Origin of the sequence: Sphingosinicella terrae (assembly GCF_003347635.1) — a bacterium.
GTDB lineage: Bacteria > Pseudomonadota > Alphaproteobacteria > Sphingomonadales > Sphingomonadaceae > Allosphingosinicella > Allosphingosinicella terrae.
The window spans coordinates 83,263-96,593 of record NZ_QDFY01000013.1 but is presented as its reverse complement, the minus strand read 5'-3'; the positions used below and the strand labels follow the sequence as shown (position 1 = coordinate 96,593).

At 68.7% G+C, this 13,331-nt stretch carries 13 protein-coding genes; 2 read left to right on the top strand and 11 right to left on the bottom strand.

The window, feature by feature from the left end; all coding sequences use genetic code 11:
* Nucleotides 1-97: 97 nt before the first annotated feature.
* The 9 genes from phoB to DDE10_RS19660 all read right to left on the bottom strand — a co-directional run bounded on the left by phoB (nt 98) and on the right by DDE10_RS19660 (nt 10,526).
* A complete protein-coding gene (gene phoB / locus DDE10_RS19700; RefSeq protein ID WP_114954512.1) occupies nt 98-799 on the bottom strand; it encodes a phosphate regulon transcriptional regulator PhoB in 702 nt (233 codons plus the stop codon).
* Nucleotides 799-1,521: a phosphate signaling complex protein PhoU gene (phoU, locus tag DDE10_RS19695; RefSeq protein ID WP_114954511.1), complete on the bottom strand. Its 723-nt coding sequence runs from the start codon at nt 1,519-1,521 to the stop codon at nt 799-801. The genes phoB and phoU overlap by 1 nt, the downstream gene beginning before the upstream one ends.
* Nucleotides 1,522-1,620: 99 nt before the next feature.
* Complete coding sequence (pstB, locus tag DDE10_RS19690) at nt 1,621-2,427, bottom strand: phosphate ABC transporter ATP-binding protein PstB (RefSeq protein WP_284734783.1); 807 nt, start codon at nt 2,425-2,427, stop codon at nt 1,621-1,623.
* 3 nt (nt 2,428-2,430) lie between these two features.
* On the bottom strand, nt 2,431-3,702 hold the full coding sequence (gene pstA, locus DDE10_RS19685; RefSeq protein WP_432653744.1) for a phosphate ABC transporter permease PstA: 1,272 nt from the start codon (nt 3,700-3,702) through the stop codon (nt 2,431-2,433).
* A complete protein-coding gene (gene pstC / locus DDE10_RS19680; protein ID WP_114954508.1) occupies nt 3,695-5,077 on the bottom strand; it encodes a phosphate ABC transporter permease subunit PstC in 1,383 nt (460 codons plus the stop codon). Before pstC ends, pstA begins: the two co-directional genes overlap by 8 nt.
* Before the next feature lie 61 nt (nt 5,078-5,138).
* On the bottom strand, nt 5,139-6,182 hold the full coding sequence (locus DDE10_RS19675; RefSeq protein ID WP_114954519.1) for a substrate-binding domain-containing protein: 1,044 nt from the start codon (nt 6,180-6,182) through the stop codon (nt 5,139-5,141).
* 126 nt (nt 6,183-6,308) lie between these two features.
* Complete coding sequence (locus DDE10_RS19670) at nt 6,309-7,682, bottom strand: OprO/OprP family phosphate-selective porin (RefSeq protein ID WP_284734781.1); 1,374 nt, start codon at nt 7,680-7,682, stop codon at nt 6,309-6,311.
* Between the two features lie 107 nt (nt 7,683-7,789).
* On the bottom strand, nt 7,790-8,995 hold the full coding sequence (locus tag DDE10_RS19665; protein WP_114954517.1) for an ATP-binding protein: 1,206 nt from the start codon (nt 8,993-8,995) through the stop codon (nt 7,790-7,792).
* 109 nt (nt 8,996-9,104) lie between these two features.
* Nucleotides 9,105-10,526 carry a CYTH and CHAD domain-containing protein gene (locus tag DDE10_RS19660; protein WP_114954507.1) on the bottom strand — a complete coding sequence of 474 codons (1,422 nt, stop codon included), beginning with the start codon at nt 10,524-10,526 and terminating at the stop codon, nt 9,105-9,107.
* Nucleotides 10,527-10,732: 206 nt separating this feature from the next.
* Here DDE10_RS19660 and DDE10_RS19655 point away from each other — a divergent pair, with 206 nt between their 5' ends.
* On the top strand, nt 10,733-11,116 hold the full coding sequence (locus DDE10_RS19655) for a tetratricopeptide repeat protein (protein WP_162806749.1): 384 nt from the start codon (nt 10,733-10,735) through the stop codon (nt 11,114-11,116).
* Nucleotides 11,117-11,215: 99 nt separating this feature from the next.
* Nucleotides 11,216-11,371: a hypothetical protein gene (locus tag DDE10_RS23600; RefSeq protein ID WP_162806748.1), complete on the top strand. Its 156-nt coding sequence runs from the start codon at nt 11,216-11,218 to the stop codon at nt 11,369-11,371.
* Here DDE10_RS23600 and DDE10_RS19650 read toward each other — a convergent pair.
* Both DDE10_RS19650 and DDE10_RS19645 read right to left on the bottom strand, forming a co-directional pair.
* Nucleotides 11,335-12,408, bottom strand: a complete 1,074-nt coding sequence (locus DDE10_RS19650; protein WP_114954516.1) for a glycosyltransferase family 4 protein — start codon at nt 12,406-12,408, stop codon at nt 11,335-11,337. The two genes, DDE10_RS23600 and DDE10_RS19650, sit on opposite strands and share 37 nt — an antisense overlap.
* Nucleotides 12,408-13,235: a UDP-2,3-diacylglucosamine diphosphatase gene (locus tag DDE10_RS19645; RefSeq protein WP_114954515.1), complete on the bottom strand. Its 828-nt coding sequence runs from the start codon at nt 13,233-13,235 to the stop codon at nt 12,408-12,410. The genes DDE10_RS19650 and DDE10_RS19645 overlap by 1 nt, the downstream gene beginning before the upstream one ends.
* Nucleotides 13,236-13,331 lie beyond the last annotated feature (96 nt).

Below are 13,331 nucleotides of genomic sequence, written 5' to 3'. Positions count from 1 at the left end.
ACATAGCCATGGGTCCATCCTCCTCCTTGAAGCGGCTTCGTGCCGACTTCGTATCAGCAGGAGGATGGGCCTATCTCAATTACGCCATGTCCCCGATTTAGAGGGCGCCTTCCGAGTCCAGGGCGTAGCCGGCCGAGCGGACGGTGCGGATGATGTCGGGCCGGCCGCCGACATTGATCGCCTTTCGCAGCCGGCGGATATGGACGTCGACCGTGCGCAGCTCGATGTCGCTGTCATGGCCCCAAACCGCATCGAGCAGCCGCTCGCGCGAGAAGACCCGGCCGGGGCGCTCGAGGAAATGGCGGAGCAGTCGGAACTCGGTGGGGCCGAGCGACAGGGTCTCGCCGCTCCGCTTCACCCTGTGCGCGACGAGATCCATCTCGAGATCGGCATAGCGCAATTGCTCCCCGGCCAGAGCCGGCCGGGAACGGCGGAGCTGGGCGCCGACCCGGGCGACGAGCTCGCGCGGGCTGAACGGCTTGGTGACATAGTCGTCGGCACCGGTCTCGAGGCCGCGGATGCGGTCGGCCTCCTCGCCACGCGCGGTCAGCATGATGATCGGCACCTGCGCCGTGTCGGGGTTGCGCCGCAGCCGGCGGCAGACCTCGATTCCGGACACGCCCTCGATCATCCAGTCGAGGATGACGACGTCGGGAACCGTCTCGCGCGCCAGCAGCAGCGCCTCCTCGCCGTCCGCCGTGGTGGCGATGTCATATTCCTCGCGCGACAGGTGAAAGACGAGGAGCTCGACGAGGGCACGGTCGTCCTCGACGAGCAGGATTCGGGCTTTGTTGGGCATCAGCTTCCCTGGGGCTCGATGTCCCCGGCGGCGATATCGGTCGCGTCCGCGCCCTTGGGCCGGTCGGAGAGATGCTCGCCGGTGGCGGCGAAATAGACCATCTCGGCGACGTTGGTGGCATGGTCGCCGATCCGCTCGAGGTTCTTGGCGACGAACAGCAGGTGCGTCGCTGGGGTGATGTTGTGCGGATTTTCCATCATGTGGGTGAGCAGCGCGCGGAAGATGGCATTGTAGAAATCGTCGACCGCCGCGTCGCGCTCGCACACCTGCGCGGCCTTCTGCGCGTCGCGCGCCGCAAAGGCGTCGAGCACGTTCTGCACCATCTCGCCGGCGATCCTCGCCATCTCCGGGAGCAGCGAGATCGGCCTGATCTTGCTGTCCTCGATGCTGTGGACCCGCTTGGCGATATTCTTGGCATAGTCGCCGATCCGCTCGACCACGCCGGCGATCTTGAGCGCCGCAACCACGTCGCGCAGGTCGTCCGCCATCGGCGCCCTCAGCGCGATGATCTGGACGGCGTTGCGCTCGACCTCGGCCTCGAGCGCGTCGATGCGGCGGTCCCGCTCGACGACCGCGCGGGCCAGCTCGGCATCGCGGCGCGCCAGCGCCTGCATCGAATCCCTGATCGCCGCCTCGGCGAGCCCCCCCATCTCGCAGATGGTGGCGCGGAGCTGGTCGAGCTCCTCGTCGAAGGCTTTGACGGTGTGGCCGGTGGTCGCCATGATCTCGCTCCTCGCCGCGTCCTGTGACGCGCGTATGACATTAGCGATTTCTAGTCGGACAGATTGTGCGACGACTCGGAAATCGCGGCATCGAAAACTTCAGCCGTATCGGCCGGTGATGTAATCCTTGGTGCGGGTCTCGCGCGGATTGGTGAAGATCGCCGAGGTCTCGCCATATTCGACGAGCACGCCGAGATGGAAGAAGGCGGTCCGCTGCGACACCCGCGCCGCCTGCTGCATGTTGTGGGTGACGATGACGATCGCGTAATTACCCCTGAGCTCGTGGATCAGCTCCTCGATGCGCGCGGTGGCGATCGGATCGAGCGCCGAGGCCGGCTCGTCCATCAGGATGACCTCCGGATCGACGGCGATGGCGCGGGCGATGCACAGGCGCTGCTGCTGCCCGCCCGACAGCGCCGTCCCGCTCTCGGCCAGCCGGTCCTTGACCTCGTCCCACAGGCCGGCGCGGCGCAAGGAGCGCTCGACGATGACGTCGAGCTCGGCCTTGCCGGCGGCGAGCCCGTGGATCCGCGGTCCGTAGGCGACATTCTCGAAGATCGACTTCGGAAACGGGTTGGGCTTCTGGAAGACCATTCCGACCCGCGCGCGCAGCTGAACCACGTCCATCGACGAGGCATAGATGTCCTCGCTGTCCAGCTCGATGCGGCCTTCGACCCGGGCGCTGCCGATCGTGTCGTTCATCCGGTTGAGCGTCCGCAGGAAGGTCGACTTGCCGCAGCCGGAAGGGCCGATGAACGCGGTCACATGCTCGCGGTGGATGTCGATCGACACGTCGTCGACCGCCTTCTTCTCGCCGTAGAAGACGCTGACGCCGCGCGCGGTCATCTTCGGCGACGAGGCGGCGGCATCGGCCGCCTGGATGGGGGATTGGATCATATCAGCCATGGGTCACCAGCGGCGCTCGAACTTGTTGCGGAGATAGATGGCGAGGCCGTTCATCGCGAGCAGGAAGACCAGCAGCACGATGATCGCGGCGGAGGTCTTCTCGACGAAGCCGCGACTGACCTCGTCGGACCAGAGGAAGATCTGGACCGGCAGCACGCTCGCCGGATCGGCAAAGCCGCCCGGCGGCGCGGCGACGAAGGCGCGCATGCCGATCATCAGCAGGGGCGCCGTCTCGCCGAGCGCGCGGGCCATGCCGATGATCGTGCCGGTGAGGATGCCCGGCAGGGCCAGCGGCAGCACGTGGTGGAAGACGACCTGGATCCGGCTGGCGCCGATGCCGAGCGCCGCGTCGCGGATCGACGGCGGCACCGACTTGATCGCGTTGCGGCCGGCGATGACGATGACCGGCATCGTCATCAACGCCAAGGTGAGGCCGCCGACCAGAGGCGCGGAGCGCGGCAGGTGCATCACGTTGAGGAAGATCGCGAGGCCGAGCAGCCCGAAGATGATCGATGGCACCGCGGCCAGATTGTTGATCGAGACCTCGATCATGTCGGTCCAGCGGTTCCTCGGCGCATATTCCTCCAGATAGACGGCCGACAGGACGCCGATCGGGAAGGCGATCAGGAGCGTGACGATCATCGTCAGCAGCGAGCCCTTGAACGCGCCCCAGATGCCGACCGCGGAGGGATCGGTCGAATCCGATCCGCGAAGGAAGGTCCAGTTGATGCCGGTGCGGACCCTCCCCGCCTCGGCGAGCCGAGCCTTGAGCCGTTCGGCCTCCGCCTCGCCTTCGCCTTTGGCGGCGATGTCGATCGCGGTGGAAGCCGGCAGCCATAAGGTCGCGCGGCGGCCGAGCAGGGAGGGATCGTCCCGCACCGCGTCGCGCAGGCCGATCCAGGCGCCTTCCGAGAACAGGCTGCGGCCGGAATCTCCATATTGCGCCTGCGCCGCCTCGTTCAGCGCCTCCGGGAAGTCGGCCCCGGCGAGCGCCTGGTCGGCGCCGAAACCCTCGAGTGCCGCAGGGTCCAGGAACAGGCTGCTGCGCGGGAAATCCACGTCCAGCCGGACCTCGCTTCGCGCGAAGCCACTGATCCCGTTGCTGAACATGGTCACCAGCAGGAAGGCGAGGAAGCCCGCCGAGACGAGGATCGCGGCCAGGCCGAGCAGCTTGAAGCGGCGCTCGGCGGCGTAGCGCCGGCGAATGCGCCGGCGCATCGCCTCGCCGTTCCAGTCGGTCGGGCTCGGGTCGATCGAGGCGGCCATGTCAGTCATAGGCTTCGCGGTACTTCTTGACGACCCGAAGGGCGACGATGTTGAGCGCCAGCGTCACCATGAACAGGACGAGGCCCAGCGCGAAGGCGGCGAGCGTCTTCGGGCTGTCGAATTCCTGGTCCCCGGTCAGCAGCTGGACGATCTGGGTCGTCACCGTGGTGACGCTGTCGAACGGGTTGGCCGTGAGGTTGGCGGCGAGGCCTGCCGCCATGACGACGATCATCGTCTCGCCGATCGCGCGGCTGACCGCGAGCAGGACGCCGCCGACGACTCCGGGAAGGGCCGCAGGCACCAGCACCTTGCGGATCGTCTCGGACGTGGTCGCGCCCATCGCCAGCGAGCCGTCGCGCATCGCCTGCGGCACGGCGGCGATCGAATCGTCGGCCATGGAAGACACGAACGGGATGATCATGATCCCCATCACCAGGCCGGCGGCGAGCGCCGACTCGGTGGAGGCGGGGATGCCGATAGAAAGGCCGAGGTCGCGCACCGCCGGCGCCACCGTCAGCGCGGCAAAATAGCCGTAGACCACCGTCGGCACGCCGGCGAGGATTTCGAGCAGCGGCTTCATCCAGGCACGCAGGCGCGAGCTTGCATATTGGGTGAGATAGATGGCGCTCATCAGGCCGAGCGGGATCGCGACGATCATCGCGATGATCGCGCCGATGAAGATCGTGCCCCAGAAGAGCGGGATCGCGCCGAAGGCGCCGGACGAGCCGGCCTGGTCGGCGCGGATCGCCATTTGCGGGCTCCAGTTCAGCCCGAACAGGAACTCGACGGGCGAGACCATCGAGAAGAAGCGCAGCGACTCGAAGAGCAGGGACAGGACGATGCCGAGGGTGGTCAGGATCGCGATCAGCGAGGCGACCAGCAGGCCCATCATGATGATGCGCTCGACCCGCGTGCGCGCCCGGAATTGCGGGGAGACCCGGCTATAGGCCCAGGCGCCGCCGGCGAAGGCGACGAGGAGCGCCACCGCCAGCCCGATCCAGTTGTAGAAGCCGATCGCGCTCTCGTAGACCGGCGCGAGGATTCCGGCCTGCGGATTGAACGCGGTCTCGGCCCGGCCGGTGGCCAGCGCATAGGCCTCGCTCAGGATCGCCTGACGCTGCATGTCGAAGGCCGGGAGCGCAGCGGCCTCCGGGCTCGCCATGACGCTGGCGTAGATGAGATTTCCCGAAACCTGCCGCCAGATGGCGAGGAAGATCAGGGCCGGCACCGCCGTCCACAGCGCCACGTACCAGCCATGCTGGCCCGGCAGCGAGTGCGGCCTCGGTCGGTCCGGCGCGGCGAAGGCCGCGGCCCGGGCGCGCGCCGCCAGCCAGGCGACGACGCCCAGGCCGAGGATCAGCAGCGTTATGGCGCCGAGCGACACTGTTCAGTCTCCGCAAGCACGGGCGCCGGACCCGTCGGGGCACCGGCGCCCGATAACCTATCTACTGGAGGTTCGCAGCCGTAATCGGCGTCGGATTCTGCACCGTCGCCTCGGCGGCCTGCCGCTCGGCATCGGGCAGGGGAATGAGGCCGTGCTGGCTCAGATATCCGCCTGGCGCCCAGCCCTGGGCCCATGCCCGGAGGAACTCCCGCAGTCCGGGAATGACGTTCAGATGCTCGCCCTTCACGTAGATGTAGAGCTTGCGCGCACCCGGATAGGTGAAGTTGGAGATCGTCTCCGCCGTCGGCGTGACTCCGCCGATCGGGATGCCGCGGACCCGGGATGCATTCTCTTCGAGGAAGGAATAGCCGAGCACGCCGACCGCCCCCTCATTCTCCGAGACGCGCTGGACGAGCAGATTGTCGTTCTCGCCGGCCTCGATATAGGCCCCGTCCTCGCGGATCTGGGTGCAGACATGCTTGTGCCGGTCCTCGTCGCTCTCCTTCAGCGCCTGCATCGCCGGATCGGAATTGCATCCCCTGTCCAGGATCAGCTCGGCGAAGCTGTCGCGCGTGCCCGACGTGGGCGGCGGACCGTAGACGCGGATCGCGACCGCCGGAAGCGCGGGGTTGACGTCCCGCCAGGTCCGCGCCGTCTGCGCGCGGCCGAACGGATTGGCGGCGAGGGCGGCATAGACGTCGCGCTCGGTCAGCTGGAAGCCGGTCGATCGGGTCGCGGATTCGATCAGGGCGAGTCCGTCGATCCCGACGGGAAGCTCGATCACCTGGTTGACGCCGTTGCGGTTGCACAGCTCGATCTCGCTTGCCTTGATCCGGCGCGACGCGTTGCTGACGTCGGGATACTGGGCGCCGACGCCGCCGCAGAAAAGGTTCATGCCGCCGCCGGTGCCGGTCGATTCGACGATCGGCGCGGCGAAGCCGGGATTGGCCTGGGCGAAGCGCTCCGCCACGGCCCGCGAGAACGGATAGACGGTCGACGAGCCGACGATCCGGATCTGTTGGCGCGAGGCCGCTTCACCACCGCCGCCACCGGTGGGACCGGGGCCGCAGGCGGCGAGCGCGAGGGTCGCCGCGACCAACGTCATGAGGGATTTCTTCAATTGCGCCTCCTTGGGCTGGCGTTTTCGGCCGCGGCGGACGCGAATTTCGGCCCCCGCGGATTTCCTTGTGAGGGATTGATGACAGTGTGATGACGAGCCATGCCCCCGCCCTCAGAAGTCGATCTGCGCGCGCGCGGCGACGACGTCGACGCTGTAGTCGCGGTCGCCGTCGGCAGCGGGAAGGCTGGCATTGTCATAGTCCAGCCGCGCGTAATTGATCAGGAAGCGGACATGGTCCGTCGGTATCCAGATGAGCGAGGCCTGCATGCCGTCCTGAGTGCCGCCGAGAATCGTTCCCGAATCGAGATCGAGCCGGTCGTAGCGCAGGTTCAGCTGAAAGGCGCCGACGCCGCCCTCCTCGACGGGTCGCGAGACCCGGGTGCGGTCGAAGCGGCCGTCCTTGTAGCCGCGGCTCTCGCCGGTGATGAACCAGCCGATCTCGGCATAGGCGCCGAAAAAGGTCTGCCCGGCGCCGGGGCCGAGCGGATCGGCCTCGAGCCAATGGGCCTCGCCGACCGCATGGAAGGGGCCGTGGATGATCGCCGCCTCGACGCCGTAGCTGGTCTCCTGCTCGATCGGCAGCGCCGGCGTGCCGATGAAGCGCACGTCGGTGCTGTGCGCCAGCGGCCGCTGCCGGTAGCGGGTCGCGGCGGTCGCCGCGAGTTCGCCATTGTCTCGCCAGTGGGCCGAACCGCCGAGATGGAGCTGGGTCTCGCCGAGCCTGGGCGCATAGACGATGCGGCCGTCGACGCCGCCGCCGTCATTCGCATCGTCACTGAGATCGGCGATATTGTCGGTGAAGATTCCGGCCTGGGCGAAGAGGTCGCCATGGCTCAGCGTCGCGGACAGCCCGACCCGGCGCTCGAAGTTGAAGGCATCGGTGAAGGCCGCCCGCTCGATGAAGGAGGTGAAGCGCGAGCTGGTCAGCTCTTCGAGCGACTGGAAATTGTTGTGCTGGCCCAAGGTCAGCCTCAGCGCATCGGAGGCTTCGTAGCTCAGCAGCGCGTCGATGATCTCGACATCCTCGCCGGCGAAGTCGAGCTCGAACACGTAGCCGAAGCCGCCGGGAATGTCGCCTTCGACCCCCAGCCGGGCGCGGCGCAGTTCGTTCGAGAAGCCGAGGCCGGGATCGTCGATACCGTCCGGGCGCGACACGTACGCCACGTCATATTGCAGCCGGCCGCGCGGCTTGAAGGACCAGCCCCCCGGAGCGGTGATCTCGGGCGCGCCACGGAAGCGGACGTTCGGCGCCTCCTCCGCCGCGGCGGTCCGGACCGCCGCCGGCGCGCTCTGCCCGGCCGCGGCGGCCGGGGCCGATTGCGGGGCGGCGGCGCGGGCCTCGAGCTCGGCCATCCGCGCCTGCAGGGCGTCGACCTGCGCCCGCAGCGCGGCGATCTCCGCCGCCACGTCGCTCGACGGCTGGGCCGATGCGGGCGCGGCGCCCGCGAGCATCGTGGCAGCCATCAGCCAGACCGGCAGCTTCATCTGCGTCACTCCTGAAGGGCGGCCTCGCCCGCCCGGTCCGGGACTGTCCCTATGACGGCGAAGTGACATGGACGCGTCAGATCCATTTCACTTTTGTGACAATGAAGTCAGGCGCGGGGTAGATGGACCCGGACCGAAGTGCCCTCTCCCAGCTTGCTGACGATCTCCAGCCGTCCCCGATGGCGAAGCGCGATATGCTTGGCGATGGCGAGGCCGAGCCCGGTGCCGCCGACGGCGCGGCTGCGGCCGGCATCGACCCGGTAGAAGCGCTCGGTCAGCCGCGGAATCTGGTCGGCCGGAATGCCCTCGCCCTGGTCGATGACCCGGATCCGCAGCATGCCGCCGCCGCCTTCCTCGATACGGATGCGGACCGGCGCGCCGGACCGGCCGTAATTGAGGGCGTTGGTGACGAGGTTGCGCAGCAGCTGCGCGAGCTGGGCACGGTCGCCGGCCACGATCGGCGCCGGTGCCTCCACCTCGATCTCCACCGGCGAGCCTCTCCTGTCGCTCAGCACCGACACGCTCTCCTTCACCGACTGGATCAGGGGAACGAGGTCGACCGGTTCTGCCGGCGCGTCGAAACGCTCCGACTCGATCCGCGACAGCGAGATCAGGTCGTCGATGATGGCGCGCATCCGCGAGGCCTCGCCGGTCATGATCTCGATGAAGCGCCGGCGGGTCTGGGCGTCGCTCGCCGTCTCGTCGTCCTGCAGGGTCTCGAGAAATCCAAGCAGGGTGGCGAGCGGCGTTCGCAGCTCATGGCTGGCATTGGCGATGAAGTCGGCACGCATCTGCTCGGCCGCGCGGATCTGGCTGAGGTCCGTGAGCCGCACGAGCCGGCTGCCGTCGGACAGGCGCTTCACCCGCATCAGCCACTGGCGCTCGGCCCCACCCAAGCCGATCAGCTCGGTCCGGCCTTCGCCCGGGCCCTCGCCGGTCAGGCGCTCCGCGGCGGCCGGGTGCCGGAGCGCCAGCCTGACGTCGGTCCCTTCGATGTGAGCGCCGAGCAATAGGCGCGCCGCCTCGTTGGCGCCGCGGACCCGTCGATCGCGCACGAGCAAGGCAGGCTCGTCGAGCGAACCCAGCAGCTCCTCGACCCTCAAGATGGCGGCATCATTGTCCGATTCGCGCTGCGCGGCGACGATCGCCGGCACCGCCGGCGGCGCGGGCCGCAGGAGCAGGACCGCCGCCGCACCGGCCAGCAAGGCGAGCAGCGCGGCCAGAAGCGGCGCTCCCGCCAGCAAGGCGGCCGCCAGCCCGATGCCGCCGAGCAACAGCGCCGACGCCCGGCGCGAGGTCGATCTTCCCTCCATCCCCGCTCCGTGCGCTGCGGGCGCGGCCGGATCGGCCGCAGGCTCCATCGGCGAATCATAGGTGCTGGACGGACCGGGTTCCATCGGAAGTTAAGGCGCGCGTCCTTCCCTAGGCGCCGTGCCAGTAGCCGGCGGAGCGTGCGGCCCGATCGAAGGCCTTGGCCGAATCCGTCAGCGCCGCGGCTGTCGCCTCCGCTTCCGTCTCGACGGCGCCGAAAACACGCAGATCGTTCAGATCGCCGAGACTTTCCTGCAGGTCGCGCAGCGCCGCGAGGAAGGAGTCGCGCCGACGCCCGGCCGGCTTGCTGCCGTGGAGCCCCGACAGGAACTCCGCCGAGTAACGCAGCTTCTTGACGTCGATCCGCAGCCGATGGCGAGCCTCGTCGCCAATCTCCGCGAGCCGCGCGCCGCGGCGCTGAACCTTGTTCCACAGCCGGTCGAGCTGCGCCGTCGCGAACGGCGCGAGCGCGCCGCCGGAGCGCTTGCGGTAGCGCCAGGCACCGCCTTCGATCCACAAGGCGAGGCGGAGCATCAAAGCGCGGGCGCGCGCGCCTCGAAGCACGGCCCGGAGTTGATCGTGCGCCTCGTCGCGCGCATCCAGCAGCTCCTGCGCCGTCGACGCGCCCTGCCGCCCGACGAGCACGTCGAGATCGCGCGCCTCCCCCAGCTGGCGGGTCGCCCAGCGCAGCTCGCGGCGCAGATGCTGGAAGTCGTTCCCGACCAGCATCGGGCGGAACAGCGAAAGCGCGGTCCTCAGCCGGCGCATGGCGACCCGCGCCTGGTGCACGGCCTCGCCGTCGCCGCCGCCCATCAAGGCGATCTCGTTGAGACGGAAGTGCCGCAGGCAGGACGAGGCGACGAGCCGGAAGGCTTCGCCCAATTCCATGCCGTCGGCCAGGCGCACGGGTTCGGATTTCGCCGCGATGCCGAGCCGTCCGTCGGCAAGCGCGTAGCCGCGCTCGCCCTTGCTCAACACGCCGAGCCGGAGCGGCACGGCGGTGCCGATCTCCTCGGCCAGCCTGAACAGGGTTCCCGGCTTGCCCTCGAGCAACTCCAGCTCGAGCTCGCGGATCGGCGCCCGGTCCGCTGCGCAGCCGACTTCGCCCTCGTCCAGGGCGACCTCGATTCGGCCGGATCCCCGCTCGATGAGCCATCGGGTGCGCCGGAATCGGGTCGTGACCAGCGGCACGAGGCTCGCGGTTTCGGCGCGCGACAGCACATCCTTCAGCGCACCGGCGGCAAGATCGGCGCGGGCGATATCGAAACCGGAGACCTCGCTCTCCCACTCGTCCCGGACGAACAGCCCGACCGAGCCGCCGTTCCGGCGCTTGATCGTCTGGATGCAGCGCTCCCCGGATCGCCGGACGCGGAGCGAATAGCCGGCCTTGTGCAGCCGCCGGTCGGGCGTGTCGAAGTAGACCGTTTCATGTTCGCGGACGTCGGTGGGCGTGGTCGCGAGCGCACCGGCGGCGCCGACGAGGGCCGGGCCGTCGGCATCGAGATCGAACTTCAGTTCCACTTCGTGGGGCATCGAAGCGCTCCGGCGGCCTTCATCCCCTTTGATGCGGAAATGTTACACTATTGGGTCGGCGCGGTGGCGTCCGCACGGCCCGCCGCGGCCCGTAGCCCTCTCGTTCCGGATTTTCGCAGGCGTTTGTAACACAAATGTCATACTTCTATTGCGCGACTGTCATGGAGGTGAAAAATCACCGCAATGGAACTTGCGGGAGACGAGACATGAAGAGGATTGCCCTGATCGCTTTCGGCGCCGCCGCCCTTGCTATGGGGACGAGCGCCTATGCCCAGACGATGGAAGAAGGATTTCCGGCCGGGTCGCTTGCCGTGGCCGCGATCGAGCGCGGCGACTGGGCTACCGCCGAGCGACTGCTCGAGGAGGATCGCGGTCTCGCCCGCGACAATCCGGCGCGGCTCGTTAATCTCGGACGGGTCTATATGGCGACCGGCCGCACCGGCCAGGCTCTCGCCGTCTGGCGCGACGCGATGGCCGATCGTCATCCGGAGGAGATCGTCACCGCCGGCGGCCGGGTGACGACCACCGATCGGCTCGCGCGCGAGGCGATCGCTCATTACGAGCAGGCGCTGGCCAGCGCGGCCCGCTGAGTTCCGGCCGGGGGCTCCGGCCCCACGCGCCGGGCTGAAGCGAAAACGACACAGAAGGCCGCTATCCCTTCTCTCGGCCCCGTGCCGGAGGGAGAAACGATGGCGCGCGAATTCATCCTTGGCACGCTGAGCCTGGCGATCCTGCTCGCCGCGATCCTGGCATGTCTGCTGTTCGCACTGCGGGATCTTCTGCTCGAGCGGATCGCCGGCAACGTGCCTCAGCCGAGTGGCGCGATCCCGCTCTCGCGCAGCTGAAGGCGCTCGAGAACCGGCCCAGCAGCGGCGGCGCCCTGCAGCGGCACCAGCGCCGCTTCGAACTGGCGCGCGCTCTCCGCCCAGCTGAACGCCCGGGCCCGCGCCGCGCAACGCGCGCGATCGAGCTTGAGCGCACCGTCGATCGCCCGATCCAGAGTCTCGTCCATCGCCCCGCTCCCGGCATCGAGCACGTCGAGCGGACCAGGGACCGGAAAGGCGGCCACCGGCGTGCCGCACGCCATCGCCTCGATCATCACCAGGCCGAACGTGTCGGTCCGGCTGGGAAAGACGAAAACGTCCGCCGAAGCGTAGGCAGAGGCGAGCTCGGAGCCCGAGAGCGGCCCGAGGAAGCACGTTTCCGGATGATCGCGGCGAAGCCTCTCGAGTGCGGGTCCTCCGCCGACGACGACCTTCGATCCGGGACGGCGCGTGGCGAGAAAGGCCCCGATATTCTTCTCCACGGCGATCCGCCCGACATAGAGCTGGATCGGCCTCGGCAGCGATTGGAAGGCGGGGTGCGGCGCCGCCTCGGGGTTGAAGCCGCCAAGGTCGACGCCGCGTCCCCAGGGCCGGGTCTGCCTTAGCCCATGGCTCGCCAATTGCCCGGCGACTGTCGGCGTCGCCACCAGGATCGCCTGCGACGGCCGGTGGAACCATTTCATGTAGCGCCAGAACCAGCCGGCCGGCAGGCCGGTCCGCCGCGCGACATAATCAGGGAACTGCGTGTGATAGGCGGTGGTGAAGCGCCAGCCCCGGTCGAGGCAGGCCCGGCGCGCCGCCAGGCCGAGCGGGCCTTCCGTCGCGATGTGGATCGAATCCGGCGCGAATGCTGCGATCCTGCCCGCGATGCTCCGATGTCCGACCAGCGCCAGCCTGATCTCGGGATAGGTCGGGCAGGCGACCGATCGGAACAGATCGGGCGAGATGATGGCGACCTCGTGCCCGCGCCGCTCCAGCTCGCGCCGCGTCGCCAGGAGCGTGCGGACGACGCCGTTCACCTGCGGCGCCCAGGCGTCGGTGACGATGAGCACCCGCATCACGCGGCCGCCCGCGCCGCCGCGCTCGCGTGCTCGCGGGCGGCGACCTCCTCCGCCCAATGGAGGATCTCCATCCTGCCGTCGCGATGCTCGACCAGGGCCGTGCAGCCTTCGACCCAGTCTCCGTCATTGTAATAGAGGACATCGCCGAAGCGGCGCGTCTCGGCGGTGTGGATATGACCGCAGACGACGCCGTCGACTCCGAGACGGGCGGCTTCGCGGGCGACGGTCTCCTCGAAGCGCGAGATGAACTCGACCGCGTTCTTGACCTTGTGCTTGGCGTGCTTGGACAGCGACCAATAGGGCAGGCCGAGCTTTCGCCGGACGCCGTTGACGATGACGTTGAGCTTGAGCAGCAGGGTGTAGGCGGTGTCGCCGAGGAAGGCGAGCCAGCGATGCGCGAGCATGACCGCGTCGAACTCGTCGCCGTGCAGGACGAGCAGCCGGCGCCCGTCGGCGGCGACGTGGATAGCCCGGCGCCTTATCTCCACCCCGCCGAAGCTCATCCCCGTGAACTGGCGGAACATCTCGTCATGATTGCCCGGCACGTAGACGACGCGCGTGCCGCGCTTGGCCCGCTTCATGACCCGTCGCAGGATCGCATTGTGCGGCTCGGGCCAATAGAAGCGCTTCTTCATCCGCCAGCCGTCGATGATGTCGCCGACCAGGTAGAGCGTGTCGGAATCGACATGGTCGAGGAAGTCGATCAGCAGCCGGGCGTTGCAGCCGCGCGTGCCGAGATGGACATCGGAGATCCAGATCGTGCGGTAGCGCCGCCTCGGGCTTCCGGACGGGCTGAGACCAGGGCCCGCTTTCGACTGGCGCATGCCGAACGCGCCGATACTGTCCGGCTTGGATTGGTTCTGATCCATCGGCTGCCCTCCCGCCATCGGTCAGGGACGCCTTGTCGCCGGAAATTGTGA